The sequence below is a fragment of the Aeromonas sp. 82P genome (assembly GCF_051919365.1).
Taxonomy (GTDB): Bacteria; Pseudomonadota; Gammaproteobacteria; order Enterobacterales; family Aeromonadaceae; genus Aeromonas; species Aeromonas veronii.
The window spans coordinates 2,923,567-2,945,022 of the sequence record NZ_JBQBEV010000001.1 but is presented as its reverse complement, the minus strand read 5'-3'; the positions used below and the strand labels follow the sequence as shown (position 1 = coordinate 2,945,022).

Below are 21,456 nucleotides of genomic sequence, written 5' to 3'. Positions count from 1 at the left end.
GGCTTTTCGGGGATACTAGGCCCCCTTATTTCCTGCATTACATGTTTTCAGAAAGGAGCCGGAGTTTGGCCGATAAAAAGCTGTTTACTCCTTTATCAGGTACACAACGGATCTTCGAAGCCGTCTTGATCGCCATCACCCTGATGGCTGCTTATCTTCTGCTTGCCCTGTTGTCCTATCATCCCGCTGATCCCGGCTGGTCCCAGACCTCCTGGCAAGGGGAGGTGAAGAACCTCGCCGGTAGTGCCGGTGCCTGGCTCGCCGACATCACCATGTTTACCTTTGGTGCCTTCTCCTATCTGGTGCCGCCGCTGGTGGTGCTGCTGGGCTGGAGTCTGTTCTGGCGCCCGAGCCGTCTGCTCGATGTGGATTACCTCACCCTGGGGGTGCGGATCATCGGCTTTATCCTGACCTTGCTTGGCATGTCGGCCATTGCCAGCATGAACTTCAACGATATGCAAAACTTCTCCGCCGGTGGTCTGGTGGGGGATGTGATCGCTTCTGCAGTGGTGCCGCTGTTTGGCGGCGTCGGGGCCAACCTGATGCTGCTCTGCTTCGTGGCAACCGGCATCACTCTGTTTACCGGCTGGTCCTGGCTCACCATCGTCGAGCAGATCGGTGCGGCCTGTACCGGTTCGGTCAGCGCCGTTTACCACTTCCCGACCACCCTCGGCCGCTGGCTGACCGGTGGCTGGCGTCAACCCCGCAACGAGGGGCCGGATCCCTTGCTGGAAGGCGGGGTAGGGGCCATCGCGTTTGATGACGAGGAAGATGAGCCGCACACCAGCTGGACGCGCAAGCCCAAGGCCAAGAACCAGAAGGCTGCCTCCGAAGAGTGGCTGCCGGAACTCGACGACGATACCTTCGAGTTCGATCCCCAGTTTGATGATGAGGATGACGAGCCGGCGCCAGCTGCCAAACCGAAACGTGCGGTGGCGGCTGCCAATGGGCGCCGTCAGCCGGTACTGGCTGTGGCCGATGACGATGATGAGGACGATCTGGATCTGCCGTGGGCCGAAGGGGACGACGAGGTCGCCGCGCCGGTAGTCGTCGCACCAACCAAGCCCAAGCGTCGTCCACAATCTACGCTGCCGCCGTTGCCGAGTATCGAACTGCTCGACAGACCGCCAGCCAAGACCCAGATGATGAGCAAGGATGAGCTGGATCGCATGGGGCGTCTGGTGGAGGCCAAGCTTGCCGACTACAACGTGCAGGCCAAGGTGGTGGGTGTCTATCCGGGTCCGGTTATTACCCGTTTCGAGCTGGATCTGGCGCCGGGCATGAAGGCGAGCAAGATCACCAACCTCTCTCGCGATCTGGCCCGTTCCCTCTCTGCCAGCAGCGTGCGGGTGGTGGAAGTGATCCCGGGTAAAACCTATGTCGGTATCGAGCTGCCCAACCGGGTGCGCCAGACCGTTTATCTGCGCGAAACCCTCGACTGCGATGCTTTCCGCGATAGCCGCAACCCGCTCACCATGGGCCTGGGTCAGGACATCGCCGGCGAGCCGGTGGTGGTGAACCTGGCCAAGATGCCGCACCTGCTGGTGGCCGGTACCACAGGTTCAGGTAAGTCGGTGGGGGTCAACACCATGATCATCTCGATGCTCTACAAGTCATCCCCCGATGATCTGCGCTTTATCATGATCGACCCCAAGATGCTGGAACTCTCGGTCTACGAAGGGATCCCGCATCTGCTGACCGAGGTGGTGACCGACATGAAGGACGCCGCCAACGCCCTGCGCTGGTGTGTGGGCGAGATGGAGCGCCGTTACAAGCTGATGTCGGCGGTCGGGGTGCGCAACCTCAAGGGCTACAACGACAAGGTACTGGCCGCCATCGAGGAGGGGGAACCCCTGCTGGATCCGTTGTGGCGCCCGGGTGACTCCATGGATCAGATGCCGCCGGAGCTGGAGAAGCTGCCCCACATCGTGGTGGTGGTGGACGAATTTGCCGACATGATGATGATCGTCGGCAAGAAGGTGGAAGAGCTGATCGCCCGTATCGCCCAGAAGGCGCGGGCCGCCGGTATTCACCTCATTCTGGCGACCCAGCGTCCGTCGGTGGATGTCATTACCGGTCTTATCAAGGCCAACATCCCGACCCGTATTTCGTTCCAGGTGTCGAGCAAGATCGACTCGCGCACCATCATCGATCAGGGGGGCGCTGAATCTCTGCTCGGCATGGGCGACATGCTCTACATGCCGGCTGGGACCTCCAACCCGACCCGCGTACACGGTGCGTTTGTCGATGACCACGAAGTGCACAAGGTGGTGGCAGACTGGAAACTGCGCGGCGAGCCGAACTACATCGAGGAGATCCTCTCCGGTGAGTCGGGGGGCGAAGGTGGCAGCGGCGAATATGGCGGTGGTGGCGATGAAGAGCTCGATCCCCTGTTCGACGAGGCGGTCGCTTTTGTGGTGGAGTCCCGCCGTGGCTCGACCTCCAGCGTCCAGCGCAAGTTCAAGATTGGTTACAACCGGGCAGCCCGTCTCATCGAGCAGATGGAGAATCAGGGCATCGTCAGCTCACCGGGTGGCAATGGTCAGCGCGACGTGCTGGCACCGCCGCCGGTGCGGGACTAAGCCTCATCGTTTCATACTATCCCTGGCCATGCCCTCCGCGGGCGTGGCCTTTTATCGAGAGCGTCTTTATGAAGAGCGTGATGAAAAAACAACTGTTGATGGGTACCGTGCTGCTGATGGCCAGCAGTCAGGTGTGGGCCGATGCGGCCAGCGATCTCAAACAGAAGCTGGCGGGTGTCAGCCTCTTCTCCGCCAAATTTGCCCAGACCGTCTATGACAGCAAGGGCAAAGAGCTGCAAAAGGCCAGCGGCGATCTGCTGGTGCAGCGGCCAAACCGCTTCAACTGGCACACCACCTCGCCGGACGAGAGCCTGATCGTGGCCGATGGTCAGGATGTCTGGGTCTATGATCCCTTCGTCGAGCAGGTCACCGCCCTCAAGCTGAAAGATGCGGTGCTCAACACCCCCTTTATCTTGATCGCCGGTAATGACGACAAGTTCTGGAAGAACTATGACGTGACCCAGCAGGGCGATGTCTACACCGTCACCAGCCGCAACAAGGATGAGCTGATCGCCTCCTTCCGTGTCACCTTCGACAGACAAGACAACATCAGTCGTTTCGATGTGAAAGAGGCGCAAGGGCAGTGGAGTGAATTCACCCTGAGCAGCTTCAACCGCAAGCCGGTGCTCAAGGGCAACGAATTTGTTTTCAAGATCCCGAAGGGGGTCGAGCTGGACGACCAGCGCTAATGAGCAATCTCTCGCTGGATTTCTCATCGGACTTTCGTCCGCTGGCGGCCCGGATGCGGCCGCAAAACCTCGACCAGTATATCGGTCAGCAACATATCCTGGGGGCTGACAAGCCCCTGCGCAAAGCGATTCTGGCGGGACACTGCCACTCGATGATCCTGTGGGGGCCGCCCGGTACCGGCAAGACCACGCTGGCGGAGTTGATGGCTCACTACTGTCAGGCGGAAGTGGAGCGACTCTCTGCGGTCACCTCCGGTATCAAGGAGATCCGCGCCGCCATCGACAAGGCGAAGGAGAACAGCTGGCGCGGGGTGCGTACCATCCTGTTTGTGGATGAGGTGCACCGCTTCAACAAGAGCCAGCAGGATGTGTTCCTGCCCCACATCGAAGATGGCACCATCACCTTTATCGGTGCCACCACCGAAAACCCCTCGTTCGAACTCAACAACGCACTGCTCTCACGAGCCCGGGTCTACCTGCTCAAGCGACTGGAGGAGAGCGATATTCTCGCCATGCTCGATCAGGCGATGACCGATCCCCGTGGTCTCAAGGATCCGGCACTCACCTTCGCCCCCGGCGTCAAAGACGCGCTGGCCAAGGCGGTGGATGGGGACGGGCGTAAATCCCTCAACTATCTGGAGCTGTTGGCCGACATGGCCGAAACCGACAGCACAGGGGCGCGGGTGATCGACAGTGCCCTGCTCGCTGCCGTGGTGGGGGAGCACGTGGCCCGCTTCGACAAGGGGGGCGATCACTTCTACGACCTCATCTCCGCGGTGCACAAATCCATTCGCGGCTCGGCGCCGGATGCGGCGCTCTACTGGTATGCCCGCATGGTGAGCGCCGGTTGCGATCCCCTCTATATTGCCCGCCGCTTGTTGGCGATTGCCTCGGAAGATGTGGGCAATGCCGATCCGCGCGCCATGCAGGTCGCCCTGTCGGCCTGGGATTGTTTCCATCGGATCGGGCCGGCGGAAGGGGAGCGGGCTATCGCCCAAGCGATCGTCTATCTCGCCTGCGCCCCGAAAAGCAATGCGGTCTATACCGCCTGGAAGGCGGCGCTTCATGATGCCAAAAATCTCCCTGACTTCGAGGTGCCGGTACACCTGCGCAATGCGCCGACCAAATTGATGAGCGATCTGGGCTATGGCGCCGAGTATCGCTACGCCCATGACGAGCCGGGCGCCTATGCTGCGGGCGAGCAGTATTTCCCGCCCGAGCTGGCGGGCAAGCAGTACTACCAGCCCACCGATCGCGGCCTTGAAAAGCAGATTGGCCAGAAGCTCGATTACCTCCATGAACTGGACAGGCAAAGTCCGCAGCAACGGGGCAAATAGCCCCTTTGTTACCCCGCGTGGCTGAAAATTGGTCAGGCGTTTGAATATGCAGGACGGTTTGCGTGCCAAAGTCGGTAAAAACGACACAAATAGTCCCTGTTCGGGCGGGGGGGCGGTCTGCTACACTGCCCGTCTGACCCCGCTTGTCTTGGCCTTGCGCCATCTTCTTGATCTCGAAGGCCTGATAGTTAAGGCCCGATTCTGAAGACGATTGGGGTGCGCCAACCGATGTTAACTTCCGGATCTGTTTCCCAGCCCGTCATGACGACTCAGGCCCAGATCCCATTTTAAAAAAGTAGGTAAACCATGCTGGATCCCAAATATCTGCGCAGCGATATCGAAGAGGCTGCCGCTCGTCTGGCGACACGTGGCTACGTTCTGGACGTAGCGGCTGTCAACGCTCTGGAAGAGAAACGCAAGGATCTGCAGTCCCGTACCCAGGAGCTGCAGGCCGAGCGCAACGCCCGCTCCAAATCCATCGGTGAAGCTGCCCGTCGTGGTGAAGATGTTGCCCCGCTCAAGGCCGAAGTGACCAAAATCAACGACGAGCTGGAAACCAGCAAGGTCGAGCTGGATGCCCTGCTGGCCCAGCTGAAAGCCATTGCCGACGCCATCCCCAACCTGCCGAGCGAGACCACCCCGGTTGGCCGTGACGAGAACGACAACGTGGAAGTGCGTCGCTGGGGTACCCCGCGCGAGTTCAGCTTCCCGGTACGCGATCATATCGATCTGGGCGAAGCGGCCAAGGGCGTTGACTTCAAGAACGGCGTCAAACTCTCCGGTACCCGTTTCGTGGTGATGAAGGGCCAGATTGCCCGTCTGCACCGTGCCCTGGCTCAGTTCATGCTGGATCTGCACACCCAGCAGCACGGTTACACCGAGTGCTACGTGCCCTATCTGGTGAACCCGGACAGCCTCTATGGCACCGGCCAGTTGCCGAAATTTGCCCAGGACCTGTTCAATACTGGTATCGAAGGTGAAGGGGAAGAAGAGGGCAAGGTACGCAAGTTCTCCCTGATCCCGACCTCCGAAGTGCCGCTCACCAACATGGCCCGTGACGAGATCTTTGACGCGCAAGAGCTGCCAATCAAGATGACCGCTCACAGCCCCTGCTTCCGCTCTGAAGCCGGTTCCTACGGTCGTGATACCCGTGGCCTCATCCGTATGCACCAGTTCGACAAAGTCGAAATGGTTCAGCTGGTTCACCCGGAGAAATCCTGGGATGCGCTGGAGGAGATGGTGGGTCACGCCGAGAAGGTGCTGCAACTGCTGGAGCTGCCGTATCGCGTGATGGCGCTCTCTACCGGTGACATGGGCTTCTGCGCCTCCAAGACCTACGATCTGGAAGTGTGGCTGCCGGCCCAGAACACTTACCGCGAGATCTCCTCTGTCTCCAACTGCACCGACTTCCAGGCGCGCCGCATGCAGGCTCGCGTGCGCATCGACGGCAAGCCGCAGCTGCTGCACACCCTGAACGGCTCCGGTCTGGCGGTGGGTCGTACCCTGGTTGCCGTGATGGAGAACTACCAGCAGGAAGATGGCCGCATCGCCATCCCGGCTGCGCTGCAATCCTACATGGGTGGCCTGACCCATATCGGGTAAGTTCACGCCGCTGACCACAACGCCATGGCATTGCCATGGCGTTGTGCATTCTGGCGCCGATCAACCGTTTTAGTGCTGAAAAAATGCGGCTTTTCGGCGTCGCTTTGAACAGTTAACACATTTTTATCAAGCAATGCGCAATCGTTTTTGTTAGACTGCGCCGCAATTTCGCAGGACATCTTTTTCTATGGTCTGGATTGATTACGCCATCATCGGCATCGTCGGTTTCTCTGCTCTCATCAGCCTGGTGCGCGGCTTCGTCAAGGAGGCCATGTCTCTTGTCACCTGGTTCGTCGCCTTCTTTATTGCCAGCCATTTCTATCCCGATCTCGCCGTCTATTTCACCTCCTTCTCCGACGCGCTGGTTCGCAACGGTCTGGCCATCGCGGCGCTGTTTGTGGCGACCCTGATCCTCGGCAGCGTGGTCAACTATGTGGTGGGCCTGTTGGTGGACAAGACGGGTCTCTCCGGTACCGATCGGGTGCTGGGGGTCTGCTTCGGTGCAATTCGCGGGGTGCTGATCGTCAGTGCCCTGCTTTTTTTCATGGATACCTTCACCAGCCTCTCCCAGAGCGACTGGTGGGTGGCGTCCAAGCTGGTGCCGGAGTTCAAGCCGGTGATCCAGTGGTTTTTCGGGTTCATGTTGAACTCATCCAGTTTTCTTAAACAGGTATAGTGACTTCGAGGTAGCAAAGACATGTGTGGTATTGTCGGTATAGTTGGCACCACCCCCGTCAATCAGGCCCTCTACGACGCCTTGACGGTGTTGCAGCACAGGGGACAGGATGCCGCCGGGATCGTGACCATTGATAGTGGAAACTTCCGGCAACGCAAGGCCAATGGCCTGGTGAAGGACGTGTTTGAAGTGCGCCACATGCAGCGTTTGCAAGGGAACATCGGCATAGGTCATGTCAGATATCCCACCGCAGGTAGCTCAAGTGCCGCTGAAGCCCAACCTTTTTATGTGAACTCGCCCTACGGCATGGTGCTGGCCCATAACGGCAACCTCACCAACGCCAAGGAGCTCAAGGAGCAGCAGTTCAAGGTCGCCCGCCGCCACATCAACACCACCTCCGATTCGGAAGTGTTGCTGAACGTGCTGGCCCACGAGCTGGATCGCTGTGACAAGATGGCCCTGCGCCCCGAAGATATCTTCGCCGCGGTGCGCAGAACCCATCAGCAGATCCGCGGCGCTTATGCGGTGGTCTCGCTGGTGATTGGTCATGGTCTAATCGGTTTTCGCGATCCCAACGGCATTCGCCCGCTGATCCTCGGTCGTCGTCAGGACGAGCAGGGCCAGGTGGAGTACATGCTCGCCTCAGAGAGCGTGGCACTCGACGCCATCGGTTTCGAGACGGTGCGGGATATTGCGCCGGGTGAAGCCATCTACATCACCGAGCAGGGCCAACTCTTCTCCGAGCAGTGTGCGGAGAACCCGCAGATGAGCTCCTGCATCTTCGAATATGTCTATTTCGCCCGTCCCGATTCGTGCATCGACAAGGTCTCGGTCTACGCCGCCCGCCTCAACATGGGTCGCAAGCTGGGTCAGAAGATTGCCCGCGAGTGGGAAGATCTCGACGTCGATGTGGTTATCCCCATCCCCGAGACCTCCTGTGACGTGGCGCTGGAGATCGCTCATACCCTCGACCTGCCATACCGTCAGGGCTTCGTGAAGAACCGCTACATCGGCCGTACCTTCATCATGCCGGGCCAGACCCAGCGCAAGAAGTCGGTACGTCGCAAGCTCAACGCCATCAGCTCCGAATTCAAGGGCAAGAAGGTGTTGCTGGTGGATGATTCCATCGTGCGTGGTACCACGTCCGAGCAGATCATCCAGATGGCCCGTGAAGCAGGAGCAGCCAAGGTCTACTTCGCCTCGGCGGCGCCGGAAATTCGCTTCCCCAACGTCTATGGCATCGATATGCCCACTGCCAACGAGCTGATCGCCCACGGCCGCGAAGTGGAAGAGGTGTGCAAGCTGATTGGCGCTGACGGCCTGATTTTCCAGGATCTGGAAGATCTGGAAGCCGCCGTACGGGAGATCAACCCGGATCTGCGTCACTTCGAGACCTCGGTTTTCAATGGCCACTACGTCACCTCCGACGTGGACCAGTCCTATCTGGATCACCTCAACGCCCTGCGCAACGATGACACCAAAGCGGTGCGTGAATGGCAGGAAGGCACCAGCAATCTGGAAATTTTTAACGAAGGTAGTTAAACGTTTGCGGTTTTGCCGGATGGGATAGCGAGATGGGGGCCTGTGGCCCCCATTGTCGTTTCTACCTCGCACCGGCAGAAGGGGTAGGGGGTATCTGTTTGAAAAACATCCGTTTATCTTGCCGGATATGGGCATCGCCAGTGGGATCCGCTAGCATAGGCGGCAACATATATGACCGATACGCTTTTAACCGGCGTGTTTAACAAACGAGAGTTTAGATGGATGATCTGCTAGCCCCAGTGCGCCAGTTTTTGCAGTGCGAGACCCCGGATGAGTGGGTGGAGATGGCGCGGGATCCGGCCCGTTTACCGACCCTGCTCATCGATCACGCCAACTGCGAGACCAAGGCCGCACTCACTGCCCACAGTCTGGTGCGCCGCTACTGCTTGCCCAAGGGCAAGCGCCATCTGCTGCCCAAGCTGGAGTTCTATCGCGAGCTGGATGCCATCCCGGAGAAGGCCGAGATCCTGGGCAAACGCAGCATGGGGGAGTCTGATCGCACCGTCTTTGCCGAGCTGGAGCGCAATCCGCTGCTGTTTCCCATGGTGCGACTTATTCAGGAGGAGCTGCACCACTTCGAGCAGGTGCTGGAGATCATGCAGGCCCGCGGCATCGAATACGGGCCGGTGACGGCCTCCCGCTATGCCCGCCAGTTGATGCAGCATGTGCGCACCCATGAACCGGCCACCATAGTCGACAAGATGATCATTGGCGCTTACATCGAGGCCCGCTCCTGCGAGCGCTTTGCCAAGCTGGCGCCCCATCTGGACGAAGAGCTGAGCCGCTTCTATGTCTCTTTGCTGCGCTCCGAAGCGCGCCACTATCAGGATTACCTGAGCCTGGCCGAACAGTACGCAGGGGAGGATATCAGCGAACGGGTAGCCTTCTTTGGCAAGCTGGAAGCCGAGCTTATCTGCTCGCCGGATCCCCAGTTCCGGTTTCATAGCGGCCTGCCTGTCACATCTGACAGTTGTTGACGCACAGGGGGCAAACTACTATTGCCCTGTTCCTACTACGAGCGACAAGTAGTTACTTTTGAGCGCAATTCCCGGCCCTGAGCCGGGATCTTTTTTTCTGTCGTACGTCCTTCCTGCTTTTGGCACTCTATGCTGAATCCCTGGCTATTTTTGCGTCTTCCCCTTGCGATGAAATCCTGTTCGATCAGCCGGTTATTGTGGTGATAAAGTGCTCATTCAAGTGGCTCACCCTTGTAGAAACGGGCGAAACCGTGTACTTTTTTGCCTTCGCAAGATTTGAATAACCAATCAATAGGAGCGTGTATGCGCATTGTTCTGTTGGGGGCTCCGGGCGCCGGCAAAGGTACCCAGGCTCAGTTCATCATGGAAAAACACGGTATTCCCCAGATCTCCACCGGCGACATGCTGCGTGCGGCGATCAAAGCGGGCACCGAGCTCGGTCTGAAAGCCAAAGCTGTGATGGACGCAGGTCAGCTGGTCTCTGACGACATCATCATCGGTCTGGTCAAAGAGCGCATCGCTCAGCCGGACTGCGCCAAAGGCTTCCTGTTGGACGGTTTCCCGCGCACCATTCCCCAGGCGCAAGCCATGAAGGACGCCGGTGTCGTGGTTGATTTCGTGCTGGAGTTCGATGTGCCGGACGAAGAGATCGTCAAGCGCATGAGCGGCCGTCGCGTTCACTCCGGCTCCGGCCGTACCTACCACGTGGTGTTCAACCCGCCGAAAGTGGAAGGCAAGGATGACGTGACCGGTGAAGATCTGGTGATCCGCGCCGACGACGAAGAGACCACAGTACGCAAGCGTCTGGATGTATATCATCAGCAGACCGCGCCGCTGATCGGTTTCTACGGCAAAGAGGCGGAAGCGGGCCACACCCGTTACGTCAAGATCGACGGCACCCAGCCGGTTGATCTGGTCAGCAAGCAGCTTGCCACCATTCTGGGCTGATCTTTGCTGCCGGCACTGTTTCCCGTGCCATCAGATAAATAAAGAGAAGGGCCCTGTCGGGCCCTTTTTGCATAATGACAGATAGACAGGAAGCCAACGTGACCACGAAAACCGGAATATTGCTGGTCAATCTGGGTACCCCAGCCGCACCGACCACCGCTGCCGTCAAAGCGTTCCTCAGCCAGTTCCTGCACGATCCCCGTGTGGTGGACCTGCCCCGTTACCTCTGGTGCCCGCTGCTCCACTTCATCATCTTGCCGACGCGCTCGCCCAAAGTGGCCAAGCTCTATCAGCAGGTGTGGACCGAGCAGGGCTCGCCGCTGATGGTGATAAGCAAGCAGCAGCGCGCCGCACTGGAGCAGGAGCTCAAGCGGGAGGGGGTCGAGGTGCCGGTGGAGCTGGCGATGACCTATGGTTCCCCGTCAGTGAATGATGGCTGGCAGGCGCTCAAGGCCAAAGGGGTCAACCGGGTGATCCTGTTGCCGCTCTATCCGCAATATTCGGTCAGTACCACCGCCTCGGTCTTTGATGCCTGGGGCAAGGCGATGAAGAGAGAGCGCAATCTGCCGGTGGTACGGCTCATTCGTGATTATCACGCCCATCCCGAATACATTCAGGCGCTGGCCATGAGCGTTCGCCGTCACTGGGAGCAGCACGGTCAGGGTGATCACTTGCTGATGTCGTTCCACGGTATTCCCGAGCGCTACGAGAAGGAAGGGGACCCCTATGGTCATCAGTGTCGCCATACCGCCAGCTTGCTGGCCGAGGCGCTCGGGCTGGAGGCCGGGCAGTGGACGGCCAGTTTCCAGTCCCGCTTTGGCAAGGAGGAGTGGCTCAAGCCCTACACCGACGTGACCATCGCCGGTATGCCTGCAGCGGGCATCAAGCGGCTCGATGTAATTTGCCCCGCCTTTGCCGCCGACTGCCTAGAAACCCTTGAGGAAATTCAGGTACAGAATCGGGAGATCTTCATGGAGGCCGGTGGCGAGCGGTTTGAATATATTCCGGCCCTCAACAGCGATCAGGCCCATATCAGGATGATGGTCTCGCTCATCTGCCGCGAATTGGCATGAGTGACCGGCAGTCAGTCAAACAAGGAGTCGAGTCATGGTACATATCACGCTGATTTATGCAGGTCTGCTGGGGCTGCTGTTTCTGGGGCTCTCCTTCTGGGTGGTCAGACGTCGTGCCCAGTTCGGGGTGATGATAGGGCAGGGGGAGGCCCCCGAACTGCTGGCGGCGATCCGGGCCCACGGCAATTTTGCCGAGTATGTGCCGTTGACCCTGCTGCTGATGGCGCTGTGCGAGCTCTCCGGTGCCGCTGCGCTCTGGCTGCATGCCGGTGGCGCCATGCTGTTGGTCGGCCGCATCCTGCATGCCATTGGCATCCAGATCCCCAAAGCCCCCAATGTGCCCCGTTTTCTGGGCACCTTGCTGTTCTGGCTAGCCCTCGGCCTCTTCTCGCTGCTGGCCCTGTTGCAGGGGATGGCGGCCGCCTGAAAACCGACGCTTTTTTATGCTATGGAACCACCCCGGGCAGGGTGGTTTTTTTATGGTGAAAAGGCAAACGTTTTTCCTTGCAGGCCTTGTCTATACTGACTCCATTATTTAAACAGGGCGACTTTTCGGGGCGGCGGATTGTGTTAAAATCCCGCCCCTCTTTCCCCCAGAGCACAGAACATTGCCATGAAATTTCCCGGTCAGCGCAAGTCCAAACACTACTTCCCTGTCGACAGACGCGATCCCCTGGTTCCGCAAAATCCCCTGTTAACCGAGCTGGGCAAAGCCTACGTCGTCGGGATTGATCAGACCCTGGTTGATATCGAAGCCCATGTGGATGAAGACTTTCTGACCCGTTATGGTCTGAGCAAGGGGCACTCCGTCGTCATCAGTGATGATGTAGCCGAACGGATTTATGACGAGCTCAAGGCCAACAACATGGTAGTGAGCGAGTTTGCCGGTGGCACCATCGGCAACACGGTACACAACTACTCGGTACTGGCCGATTCCCACTCCATCCTGCTGGGTGTGATGAGTCAGGACATTCGCATCGGCTGCTACGCCTACCGTTATTTGTGCAACACCTCTTCCCGCGTCAATCTGGACTATCTGCAGCCGGTGGATGGCCCCATCGGCCGTTGCTTCACTTTCATTACCGAGTGCGGCGAACGCAGCTTCGGCATCAACGCCGGGAAGATGAACCAGCTGGATGTGCAGCACATTCCGGAGGATGTGATCAAAGGTGCGTCTGCACTGGTTATCACCGCCTATCTGGTACGCGGTGACGATGGTGATCCGATGAAAGAGGCGGCCATGACAGCGGTGCGTTATGCCCGCGAGGCCGGTATTCCCGTGGTGCTGACCCTGGGCACCCGTTTCGTCATCGACGAAAACCCCCAGTGGTGGCGCGACTTCATTGCCGAGAACGTGACCGTGCTGGCGATGAACGAAGACGAAGGTGAAGCCCTGACCGGTATCGCTGATCCACTCGGTGCTGCCGACAAGGCGCTCGACTGGGCCGACATGGTGCTCTGTACTGCTGGCCCCATCGGCCTCTACATGGCAAGCTACACCGATGAGGACTACAAGCGCGAGACCACTCATACCCTGTTGCCGGGCGTCATCCCCGAGTTCAACATGTATGAGTTCAGCCGCCCGATGGCCCGCGCCAAGTGCCGCAAACCGGCCCGCATCTACTCCCACATCTCCCCGTACATGGGTGGCCCGGAGAAGATCAAGAACACCAACGGGGCAGGGGATGGTGCCCTTTCCGCCGTGCTGCACGACATGGTGGCTAACTCCTATCACCGGATGAATGTGCCCAACTCCGCCAAGCACATCTCCGAGTTCCTGACTTACTCCTCACTGGCCCAAGTGTGCAAATACGCCAACCGAGTCAGCTACGAGGTGTTGGCCCAGAGCAGTCCCCGTCTCTCCCGCGGTTTGCCGGAGAAAGAGGACAGCCTGGAAGAGGTTTACTGGGAGCGTTGATCTCCTGAATCTGCAAGACGCCTCCATCGGGAGGCGTTTTTGCAGGCAAATGGGAGTTATCTCGGCTTTTTCCCCGGAATAACCCCAATATGCTTGAGTCCATGTCACTTTTACGACACCATTTGGCCATCGTATTGTCGCCCGACAATGCCGCAGCACCCGAAAGAAAGAGAGAATCCCATGAGCATGCTTAACGACAACCTTGACGCCAATTTCCAACTGTTTATCGAACAAGTCCGCGAGTCGGGTCAGGTGTGGGGCCTGCGCTATGGGGAAGACTGGGTCGTCTGCCGCTCCGCCGAATTTGAAGATGCCGACGTGATGCCGCTCTGGTCTGCCGAAGAGGACGCCCGTCTGCACTGCGTCGACGAGTGGGCCGATTACGAGCCGGAAGTGATCGATCTGGAAGAGTTTCTCGATATCTGGATCAACGATCTGGATGAAGACGATGTATTGGTCGGCCCGAACTGGAACGCCGATCTGGAAGGCCAGGAGCTCGAACCCATCGAGCTGGCCAAGGCACTGGTTGAACTGGACGCCTGAAAGCGCCTCCATTGATGGCCTGAACACACAGGCCATCGGGACAAAGACCGGCCTCCGTGAGGGTGCCGGTCTTTTTTATGGTCGAATGGCCCGATTGATGAGTTAAAAGCCGATTTGCCTTTGCACCTGTCAGGGGGATGGTCCATCATCAACCTTTTGCCAAGGGAGGAGCGCCATGTTTGTATTCGACGTAACGGGAGCTGCGGGTGAGAAGGCCAGCATTCGGGTGCAGGCGCTGGATTGGACGCAAGCCGGGCCAGTGACCTTCCAGTGCGATGATGATCAGCTGGCTGTCGTGCTCCTGAACGGTTGTCGTTGCGATGCGGTGGGCTTTTTCAACCTGTTGGCGGGGTGCAAACCGCTCTATATCGAGCAGTGGCTCAGCTATCTGCAAGAGAGCGGCCGTATTGCTAAGTGGAGCCACCAGACCGAGAGTCCCGCCGATGGGGACTATCTGGCCAGAGCCGGTCTGGAGCACGATGAACTCAATACCCTGCTCGGCCAGGTCTATCAGGTGGCGGGGTTCAATCGCCTGCAAATCAACCGTTACCTCAAGAATCGCCACAACCCCACCACCTTGGCGACCCGTTACGATCAGAAAGAGCTGGAGCGCTATCGCCAGCTCAATGACATCATTCTGACCCTTTTGAAGCTGAAGCATCCTCAGTAAAGAGCCCCAGCTGGCTGATATCCGGTCGCAGCGGTTGCGGCCGGGCGATCAGATAGCCCTGCAAGCCATCGACGTACATCCCCTGCAGCAGCTGTTTCTGGCCAAGCTGTTCCACCCCCTCTGCAATCACCTGACACCCCATCCGATGTGATACATCGACGATCATCCGCACGAACTGTTGGTTGGTCTGATCCTGCTCCAGTCCGGTGATCAGGGCCGGGTCCAGCTTGATGTAGTCGGGCTTGAGCTCGCGAAACAGGGTAAAGGAACCGATCCCCTTGCCGAAATTGGCGATGGCCGAGCGACTGCCGTTGCGGCGCAGCAGTTCAAACACCCGCTTGGCGCCGGTCAGGTTGCGTTCCAGATGCTCTTCATCCAGTTCGAACACCAGATTGGCGCTGGTATTGGGATCTTTGAGCAGCTGGCGGTCAAGCCAGATCAGGAAGGCGCTGTTTTGCAGCAGGTTGGGGGAGAGGTTGATCCCCCAGCGACTCTGGTTGGCACCAAAGGCCCGGTACTGACGCATGATGTGGGTAATGACCAGCTGCTCCAGCCGCATCACCATATCCAGCCGCTGGGCCATGGCAAATAGGGTGTCGGTGGGTAGGGCGGTGCCGTCATTGCCGCTGAAGCGGGTGTAGATCTCGTTGTAAGCCAGCATGCTGCGGTGCAGGGGCTGGATCGGCTGATAGGTAAAGCTGAGGCGCTCCTGCGCCAGCACGTCGGTCAGCACGTCGCGCCAGTGGTGTTGGCCCTGCAGATCGGAGGCGCTGTCATCCTGCTGGATGGCCCAGCCGTTGATGGTTTCGGTCTGGGCGCGAGCCAGCGCCAGATCCGCTCTGGCCAGAACGGCTTCAATTTTCTGGCCGCTGCTGAGCTTGGTCAGCCCCGAGTAACCGGTGCTCTCTAGCTCGTGCTGATCCTGATAGTGATCGAAGGCCACCTTCAAATCCTGCCCCAGCAGATGGGGGGGAATATTGGCCACCGGTTGCACCAGCACGGCAAAATCGGCCCCCGAGATGCGGTAGACCTGATTGCCCGGGAAGCGGCTTACCACCCGCTTGATGAGAGCGGCCATGTCCTTGATATAGGCATCACCAGACTGGAAGCCGCGCTGGGCGTTGATCTTGCCAAGCTCGGTGGCACGGATCAGCACCAGGGTCGCGGTCTGGGTGTCCTGATCCCGCTGCAGCAACTCGGTCATGTCGCGGCGAAACGCGTGGCGGTTGAGTAGCTGGGTCAGCTCGTCGGTGGTGGCCTGGTTGCTGAGTTCGGTCAGCTGGCGATGAGCGCTTTGCTCGGCGCTTTCGAACTGCTCCAGCAGCTGTTGCAGCACCTCCTGGGAGGCGGGCTCATCGAGTTGTGAGGGATCCCGTCCCCTGATCGCCTTGACCCAGGTGAGCTCCTGATGCTGGAGCATGCCATCCATGGTGCGGATGGCCAGCATCAACAGCAGGATCATGCCAAGCAGTGTGGTGGCCAGAATAATGGCCAAAGTGAGCGGTGTGCTCTGAAGGGCCAACCAAACTGCTTGCAGGAGCAGCAGGGGTATGGTCACTATGGTGGCGATCAGAAAGAGGGTACGTCCGAGCTTGTGAACCATCTTGTCATCCTTGAAGTGGCTGCTTTGTGGGGGAATTTTAACCAAGCTGGCGGAGCAAAGCATGCTATTCCTCGCAACTCGGTGAAAAGGGTCAATTGAGATCGGTTAAATGTGAGTGAAACCACTTTCACAGGTGCCGAAACAGGCGAAGATGAGTTGAAAATAGATCAAACAAGGCAGAGGTAAATCATGTTGTTAGAGCCCGAAAATAGTGCCAAAGCACGACAATTATTGAACCAGAGTATGGCACTGGTGCTGGCGGGTGGACGTGGTAGTCGCCTGAAGCAGTTGACTGACAACCGCGCCAAGCCTGCCGTCCATTTCGGTGGCAAATTCCGGATCATTGATTTTGTGCTCTCCAACTGTATCAACTCGGGGATCCGCCGGGTTGGTGTAGTCACCCAATACAAATCTCACAGCCTGCTGCGTCACCTGCAATCGGGCTGGTCCTTCCTGCGTTACCAGATGAATGAATTCATCGACCTGCTCCCTGCCCAGCAACGGGTGGACGAGGTGCACTGGTATCGCGGCACCGCCGATGCCATCTATCAGAACGTCGATATCATCCGTGACTACGGCCCCAAATACTTGGTGGTGCTGGCGGGGGATCACATCTACAAGATGGATTACGCCGCCATGCTGCTCGACCATGTGCGCCTTGGTGCCAAGGTGACTGTCGCCTGTATCGAGGTGCCGCGGGCCGAGGCATCCGCCTTCGGGATCATGGATATCGACGAGCAGCGCAAGATCCGCGCCTTCGTCGAAAAACCGGCCAATCCGCCCGCCATGCCGGGTTGCGAAGATCGCTCGCTGGCCTCCATGGGGATCTATATCTTCGAGGCGGAGTACCTCTACCAACTGCTGGAGGAGGATATTCACAATCAGGACTCCAAACACGACTTCGGGATGGACGTGATCCCCCGCATCGTGGAGGAGGGGATGGCATTTGCTCACCCCTTCAACATGTCCTGTGTCGGGGCGCGCGAGGGGCAAAAGCCCTACTGGCGTGACGTGGGTACGCTGGACTCCTTCTGGGAAGCGAACATGGATCTCGCCTCCGTGCTGCCCGAGCTGGACATCTACGATCAGAACTGGCCCATCTGGACCAGCCAGACCCTGACGCCACCGGCCAAGTTCGTGCAGGATCGCAACGGTCAGCATGGCATGACCATCAACTCCATGTTCTCGGGCGGGACCATCGTCAGCGGGTCGTTCGTGCTCAACTCGGTGCTCTTTACCAATGTGCGGGTGCACTCCTTCTGCACCCTGGATCAGGCCATCATCTTCCCCGGGGTCGAGATTGGCGCCGGTTGCCGTCTGCGCCGGGTGGTGGTGGACAAGGGATGTGTGCTGCCCGATGGGCTGGTGGTGGGCGAGAATGCCGATGAGGATAGCCGCCGCTTCTACCGCTCCGAGCAGGGGATTGTGCTGGTGACCAAGGAGATGCTGGACAAGCTGGTTTGAGGAAAGTCCTTGAAACTGTGTCAGACGCTGTAATGCAAAGGGAGCCAGGTTGGCTCCCTTTTTCATGCTGGTGAATGGCGAGGATTATTCGCTAACCACCGCTTTGGCGGCCATCACCATGGCGGTGCCGTGCTTGCCACCGGCGGCGGTCACTTGCGGTACGCCATCTTCATCGGTGTCGCTGCCGGCACCTTCGATGATGTTCTCGCCGGAGTCACCGATCCACTCGGCCATCTGCATGCCACCGTTGACGGTGCCACGGAACCAGCTGACGTACTGACCGGTCAGCTTGGCCAGCTCCAACTCGGGCGCCTTCTCGGCCCCTTCGTTGCGCAGGTTCAGCATGGCTGAGCGCAGGGCGCCGGAGATGGCAGCCTGGGTCCAGGGAGTGTATTCACCCTGCTTGCCAGCCAGCCAGGTTCCCGCCTTGGCATTGAAGTAGGCCTTGTCGGCGGCGATAAACAGTTCGCGCGCCGCGGTGCGGTACTTGGCATCGGAGGTGGCGAGGAACGCAGCCGTCAGACCACGGATGGCGGCGAACTGTGCATCGATGGAGTGGCTGGCATCGAGCTTGCCACCCAGGGTGATGCCATCATGCACCAGACCATTTTTGCCCTTGAGGTTGGCAAGGATGAAATCGGCCTGTTTGCGGATCAAGTCGAGCGCCTCTTGACCCTGCTGGGTCTTGAGGTTCAGCTCGCCATTGTCACCGGCGGCGTAACCGACCGGCAGCGCATCCTGAGCGCGCTGGAAGATCTGCAGGGCGACCAGGGCGTAAGCTGCGTCAAAGGTGGTGACGTGCTTGCCCTGTTTGCCTGCCAGCCAGCTGTCGACCAGGGTGCCAGCCTTGGTATCAAAGTGCAGGGCGGCCAGGTTCTTGAAGGTGAGGTTGGAGAGATTGATCGCCAACGAGAAGGCATCGCTGCCCGCGACGGCTTTGCCTAGGTCATTGGTCTTGTTGGCAGCCGGTGCAGCGGCAAACGGTGCGCCGTCAAACACGGCGTGGAAGGCCGGGTTCTGGTTGGTGTTGGCGCTGCGCTGATCGCTGAAGGCATAAAACTCGGAGAGCGGCCACAGCATCATCCAGGCATCGCGCAGCTGGGTGGAAGCATCCACCACCTCCAGCTTGCCGATGGCACCGGCATCGTTGTTGCTGGTTTCGGTCACTTTCACCTGATGGGGAAAGTAGACAACGCCCTTGGCCGGATCGTACTGCGGGGTGATTTTGGCGCCCAGTTGCTTGCCATCGAAGCCAAGCTGGTTCTGCATGATGAGCAGCTTGTCGATGGATTGCTCGGTCAGCATCATGCCGTTGAAGCCATCGGCGGCAGAGACGCCCAGCTTGTGCTTGCCATCCTGATCCATGGTGGCGGAGGCGGCTTCTACCTCTTCATCGGTCTCGGCCACATGCATGCCGCCGAGGAAGTCTTGCGACCACATTACCTCTTTGAGCAGGATGCCGCCCACGGCTGCGGGCACCAGCAGGTTGTCACTGCCGCTCCAGCGCAGGGTGCTGTAGTCACGGAAGTAGGCGGGCACCTGGGTCTTGACGGTTTTCTCGGTCCCTTTGGCGGTCTTGATGGTGATCTGGTCGCCATTGACCGGGGTGGCGTTGACGGCCTGGGCAAACTCCGGATTGGCGGAGGCGTAGGGCAGGGAGAGGGGATACATGCCCTGCGGCACTTCATCCGCCGGGAAGCCAACGGCATCGGCCATGGCCAACACCCGTTGCCCCAGAGATGCCATGGTGCCGCCACGGGCCAGGTTTTGCGGCCCGTTCACCAGATGCGGGCCCATGCCGGATTGGTAGTTGAGGGCGTACATCGCCTCTTCGGAGTATTCGTAGGATTCGATGCCGGCAGCGAAGTCGAACGGGGTCGGCTCATCGGCACGGTTGGCATCCAGCACATCCAGATCCAGCCCCAGCGCTTCGGCCAGCGGCTCACCGGAGAGCTCGAATTCGGTATAGGCCAGCATGTTGGCGGCGGTATTGAATGTCTTGTCTTCGACTTTGACGGCTGCGTGTGCGGCGCCGCTGATCAGTGCGCAGGCAATCGCCTGAACCAGTACGGTTTTTCTCATGTCCCTTCTCACCATTGGTTTTATTATTGACGCTTCTCATGACGAATCTAAATGAGAATGGTCTGCATTATGCTGTGTTGCAGGGGACTTGAGAAGTAAAAAACCGCCCCATTCGGCTGCACGTTAAACCGGATGTGCGCTCTCGAAGAGGACGGTTATCTGTTTATTGCGATGAAAGTGCCGGTGCGACGGCGATCAGAGCAGCTTGAACGGGATGACCAGACGGCCCGGCTCTACCTTGAGGGCTTCTACCTTCTCCTTGATCCTGGCTTCGTTCTTGCGGCTGCTGTCGAGGCGGTAGACCGGGGTCTGCGACAAGAACAGGGAGAGCGACTGATTGAAGGTGGGTAGCAGCGGGGTGAGGGCAGCCCCGATATCAGCCGGCTCGGTCTTGACCGAGACCAATTCAAGGTCGCGCAGATAGATGGCGCCCTGATCGGCCACATAGTCCGGGCGGGCGCTCAGGGCAAAGCGGATCTTCATCTGCTGGCTGCCAAGGGGGCTGCTCACCTGCAGGTCGCCAGCGGCGTCCAGCTCGATGCGATCTGCTTGTTTGCGGCCGATACGGCTCTGCATCTCATCCAGACGGATCTTGCTCGACATGATGCCGGGGATCCCCAGCTGTTTTTCAAAAGAGACCTGATCTTTGAGGTACTGATTGATTTCGGCCTCGCTGACGTTGTACTGGGTCAGGGAGCAGGCTCCCAGCAGCAGGGCGAGGGGGAGTAACAACAGCTGTTTCAACATGATGGATTCCGCTTGGGCAACTATGATGGCGCTATCTTACGCGATAACGGGCGTGGAATGAGAGCCTCATACCGTGGGAAATCACGGAGTTGCTGCATTCCCGACTGTTTTTTGGCAACCGCCGGGTTCATCATCGACGGGTGAACGGAATAGGGCTGAGCTGTTGCTTCGGGCACTGAGCAGAGAGAAGAGAACAGAGAGCGAGAAGAGCAAAGAGAACGAGGAGAGCGTAATGGTTCGGATGGGCAAGGTTGGCCGCAGGGCGCTGTTGTTGCTTGGCTGCATGATGGGACTCTGGAGCCCGTCGCTGTGGGCCGAGGTAAAGGTGATCCCGGTATTCGAGGCGCAGGCGGCGGTGCAGACCCTCAAGGAGATCTATCCCCAGCTTGGGGTCAGCGCCATGGGTAATCAGCTGGTGCTGAGCGGGACGCCAGCCCAGCTGCAGGAGGCCGAAGCCACGCTGGCGCAGATCAACCAGCCACCGCAAAGCCTGCTTATCGAGTGGCGGGTCGATGGTGCCGCCAGCGGTCAGCAACTGGGGGGCTCAATCAGTCGCGACGAGGCCAAGCGGCAGTGGCTGGTCGATGGCAACGCCCAGCAGTACCAGCGCAGCCAGAACGACAGCTGGCAGGTGCGCGGGCTGTCGGGCCGTCCTGTGCTGCTGCAGATGGGCTCCTATCAGCCGGTCACCTTCTATCAGTGGAACGAGGGCGCCGTGGTGGGGATGATGCCGCTGGTGAACGGCCTCTATGCCACGGCCACCTTGATTGGCGATCGGGTGCAGATTGCGCTGAGCAGCGAACAGGCGAGGCTGGATCAGGGCACCATCAATCGTGGGCAGAGTGCCACCGAGGTGAGCGGGGCCCCAGGCCAGTGGCTGACGGTGGGGGAGCTATCCACCAGCTCGGCAGATCAGGGGAGTAGCCTCGGCACCCAGCTACAGGGCGGGCGAGGCAGCCAGAGCGAGCGCCAGACCCTGCAGATCCGGGTCACTCGTCAATAG

General features: G+C 59.2%; 19 protein-coding genes. 15 read left to right on the top strand and 4 right to left on the bottom strand.

Going from position 1 to position 21,456, the window contains the following annotated elements:
- The first annotated feature begins 65 nt into the window (after positions 1 to 65).
- The 4 genes from ACTG2S_RS13400 (at position 66) to serS (ending at position 6,210) form a co-directional block, all read left to right on the top strand.
- The gene (locus tag ACTG2S_RS13400) at positions 66 to 2,582 is read left to right on the top strand and encodes a DNA translocase FtsK 4TM domain-containing protein (RefSeq protein ID WP_439982629.1); all 2,517 of its coding nucleotides are present in this window, start codon (positions 66 to 68) and stop codon (positions 2,580 to 2,582) included.
- 80 nt (positions 2,583 to 2,662) lie between these two features.
- A complete protein-coding gene (lolA, locus tag ACTG2S_RS13395; RefSeq protein WP_041202312.1) occupies positions 2,663 to 3,271 on the top strand; it encodes an outer membrane lipoprotein chaperone LolA in 609 nt (202 codons plus the stop codon).
- Positions 3,271 to 4,608, top strand: a complete 1,338-nt coding sequence (locus ACTG2S_RS13390) for a replication-associated recombination protein A (protein WP_274160512.1) — start codon at positions 3,271 to 3,273, stop codon at positions 4,606 to 4,608. Before lolA ends, ACTG2S_RS13390 begins: the two co-directional genes overlap by 1 nt.
- 306 nt (positions 4,609 to 4,914) lie before the next feature.
- Positions 4,915 to 6,210 (top strand): serine--tRNA ligase, encoded by a 1,296-nt coding sequence (gene serS, locus ACTG2S_RS13385; RefSeq protein WP_005337087.1) that lies wholly within the window; start codon positions 4,915 to 4,917, stop codon positions 6,208 to 6,210.
- Positions 6,211 to 6,212: 2 nt separating this feature from the next.
- On the opposite strand, the gene ACTG2S_RS13380 is transcribed toward serS, so the two are convergent.
- On the bottom strand, positions 6,213 to 6,389 hold the full coding sequence (locus ACTG2S_RS13380; protein ID WP_155395816.1) for a hypothetical protein: 177 nt from the start codon (positions 6,387 to 6,389) through the stop codon (positions 6,213 to 6,215).
- A gap of 8 nt (positions 6,390 to 6,397) precedes the next feature.
- On the opposite strand from ACTG2S_RS13380, the gene ACTG2S_RS13375 reads away from it, so the two are divergent.
- The 9 genes from ACTG2S_RS13375 (at position 6,398) to ACTG2S_RS13335 (ending at position 14,557) form a co-directional block, all read left to right on the top strand.
- Positions 6,398 to 6,886, top strand: coding sequence for a CvpA family protein (locus ACTG2S_RS13375; RefSeq protein ID WP_005337086.1), 489 nt, complete (start codon positions 6,398 to 6,400; stop codon positions 6,884 to 6,886).
- A gap of 21 nt (positions 6,887 to 6,907) precedes the next feature.
- Positions 6,908 to 8,428 (top strand): amidophosphoribosyltransferase, encoded by a 1,521-nt coding sequence (purF, locus tag ACTG2S_RS13370; protein WP_005351229.1) that lies wholly within the window; start codon positions 6,908 to 6,910, stop codon positions 8,426 to 8,428.
- A 218-nt stretch (positions 8,429 to 8,646) separates the two neighbouring features.
- Positions 8,647 to 9,405 (top strand): tRNA isopentenyl-2-thiomethyl-A-37 hydroxylase MiaE, encoded by a 759-nt coding sequence (gene miaE, locus ACTG2S_RS13365; protein WP_005346385.1) that lies wholly within the window; start codon positions 8,647 to 8,649, stop codon positions 9,403 to 9,405.
- A gap of 303 nt (positions 9,406 to 9,708) precedes the next feature.
- The gene (gene adk / locus ACTG2S_RS13360; RefSeq protein ID WP_005337083.1) at positions 9,709 to 10,353 is read left to right on the top strand and encodes an adenylate kinase; all 645 of its coding nucleotides are present in this window, start codon (positions 9,709 to 9,711) and stop codon (positions 10,351 to 10,353) included.
- A 98-nt stretch (positions 10,354 to 10,451) separates the two neighbouring features.
- A complete protein-coding gene (gene hemH / locus ACTG2S_RS13355) occupies positions 10,452 to 11,426 on the top strand; it encodes a ferrochelatase (protein WP_274160511.1) in 975 nt (324 codons plus the stop codon).
- Positions 11,427 to 11,460: 34 nt separating this feature from the next.
- Positions 11,461 to 11,853 (top strand): MAPEG family protein, encoded by a 393-nt coding sequence (locus ACTG2S_RS13350; RefSeq protein ID WP_043825191.1) that lies wholly within the window; start codon positions 11,461 to 11,463, stop codon positions 11,851 to 11,853.
- A gap of 186 nt (positions 11,854 to 12,039) precedes the next feature.
- Positions 12,040 to 13,344 carry an inosine/guanosine kinase gene (locus tag ACTG2S_RS13345; protein WP_019445536.1) on the top strand — a complete coding sequence of 435 codons (1,305 nt, stop codon included), beginning with the start codon at positions 12,040 to 12,042 and terminating at the stop codon, positions 13,342 to 13,344.
- A gap of 180 nt (positions 13,345 to 13,524) precedes the next feature.
- The gene (locus tag ACTG2S_RS13340; RefSeq protein ID WP_005337077.1) at positions 13,525 to 13,887 is read left to right on the top strand and encodes a DUF2750 domain-containing protein; all 363 of its coding nucleotides are present in this window, start codon (positions 13,525 to 13,527) and stop codon (positions 13,885 to 13,887) included.
- Between the two features lie 175 nt (positions 13,888 to 14,062).
- On the top strand, positions 14,063 to 14,557 hold the full coding sequence (locus ACTG2S_RS13335; protein ID WP_274160510.1) for a hypothetical protein: 495 nt from the start codon (positions 14,063 to 14,065) through the stop codon (positions 14,555 to 14,557).
- Here ACTG2S_RS13335 and ACTG2S_RS13330 read toward each other — a convergent pair.
- Positions 14,520 to 16,160 carry an EAL domain-containing protein gene (locus ACTG2S_RS13330; RefSeq protein ID WP_257123145.1) on the bottom strand — a complete coding sequence of 547 codons (1,641 nt, stop codon included), beginning with the start codon at positions 16,158 to 16,160 and terminating at the stop codon, positions 14,520 to 14,522. The genes ACTG2S_RS13335 and ACTG2S_RS13330 overlap by 38 nt on opposite strands.
- A 189-nt stretch (positions 16,161 to 16,349) precedes the next feature.
- Here ACTG2S_RS13330 and glgC point away from each other — a divergent pair, with 189 nt between their 5' ends.
- Positions 16,350 to 17,624 carry a glucose-1-phosphate adenylyltransferase gene (gene glgC / locus ACTG2S_RS13325; protein ID WP_005337070.1) on the top strand — a complete coding sequence of 425 codons (1,275 nt, stop codon included), beginning with the start codon at positions 16,350 to 16,352 and terminating at the stop codon, positions 17,622 to 17,624.
- A gap of 84 nt (positions 17,625 to 17,708) precedes the next feature.
- Here glgC and ACTG2S_RS13320 read toward each other — a convergent pair whose 3' ends face one another.
- Positions 17,709 to 19,706, bottom strand: a complete 1,998-nt coding sequence (locus ACTG2S_RS13320) for a hypothetical protein (protein WP_439982626.1) — start codon at positions 19,704 to 19,706, stop codon at positions 17,709 to 17,711.
- A gap of 195 nt (positions 19,707 to 19,901) precedes the next feature.
- Positions 19,902 to 20,453 carry a lipoprotein gene (locus tag ACTG2S_RS13315; protein WP_005337065.1) on the bottom strand — a complete coding sequence of 184 codons (552 nt, stop codon included), beginning with the start codon at positions 20,451 to 20,453 and terminating at the stop codon, positions 19,902 to 19,904.
- 283 nt (positions 20,454 to 20,736) lie between these two features.
- Here ACTG2S_RS13315 and ACTG2S_RS13310 point away from each other — a divergent pair, with 283 nt between their 5' ends.
- On the top strand, positions 20,737 to 21,456 hold the full coding sequence (locus ACTG2S_RS13310; RefSeq protein ID WP_257697066.1) for a hypothetical protein: 720 nt from the start codon (positions 20,737 to 20,739) through the stop codon (positions 21,454 to 21,456).

Coding starts and splice junctions, on each gene's coding strand:
- lolA (WP_041202312.1), top strand. CDS start 2,663: ATGAAAAAACAACTGTTGATGGGTACCGTGCTGCTGATGGCCAGCAGT.
- ACTG2S_RS13390 (WP_274160512.1), top strand. CDS start 3,271: ATGAGCAATCTCTCGCTGGATTTCTCATCGGACTTTCGTCCGCTGGCG.
- serS (WP_005337087.1), top strand. CDS start 4,915: ATGCTGGATCCCAAATATCTGCGCAGCGATATCGAAGAGGCTGCCGCT.
- ACTG2S_RS13380 (WP_155395816.1), bottom strand. CDS start 6,389: ATGTCCTGCGAAATTGCGGCGCAGTCTAACAAAAACGATTGCGCATTG.
- ACTG2S_RS13375 (WP_005337086.1), top strand. CDS start 6,398: ATGGTCTGGATTGATTACGCCATCATCGGCATCGTCGGTTTCTCTGCT.
- purF (WP_005351229.1), top strand. CDS start 6,908: ATGTGTGGTATTGTCGGTATAGTTGGCACCACCCCCGTCAATCAGGCC.
- miaE (WP_005346385.1), top strand. CDS start 8,647: ATGGATGATCTGCTAGCCCCAGTGCGCCAGTTTTTGCAGTGCGAGACC.
- adk (WP_005337083.1), top strand. CDS start 9,709: ATGCGCATTGTTCTGTTGGGGGCTCCGGGCGCCGGCAAAGGTACCCAG.
- ACTG2S_RS13350 (WP_043825191.1), top strand. CDS start 11,461: ATGGTACATATCACGCTGATTTATGCAGGTCTGCTGGGGCTGCTGTTT.
- ACTG2S_RS13345 (WP_019445536.1), top strand. CDS start 12,040: ATGAAATTTCCCGGTCAGCGCAAGTCCAAACACTACTTCCCTGTCGAC.
- ACTG2S_RS13340 (WP_005337077.1), top strand. CDS start 13,525: ATGAGCATGCTTAACGACAACCTTGACGCCAATTTCCAACTGTTTATC.
- ACTG2S_RS13335 (WP_274160510.1), top strand. CDS start 14,063: ATGTTTGTATTCGACGTAACGGGAGCTGCGGGTGAGAAGGCCAGCATT.
- ACTG2S_RS13330 (WP_257123145.1), bottom strand. CDS start 16,160: ATGGTTCACAAGCTCGGACGTACCCTCTTTCTGATCGCCACCATAGTG.
- glgC (WP_005337070.1), top strand. CDS start 16,350: ATGTTGTTAGAGCCCGAAAATAGTGCCAAAGCACGACAATTATTGAAC.
- ACTG2S_RS13320 (WP_439982626.1), bottom strand. CDS start 19,706: ATGAGAAAAACCGTACTGGTTCAGGCGATTGCCTGCGCACTGATCAGC.
- ACTG2S_RS13315 (WP_005337065.1), bottom strand. CDS start 20,453: ATGTTGAAACAGCTGTTGTTACTCCCCCTCGCCCTGCTGCTGGGAGCC.
- ACTG2S_RS13310 (WP_257697066.1), top strand. CDS start 20,737: ATGATGGGACTCTGGAGCCCGTCGCTGTGGGCCGAGGTAAAGGTGATC.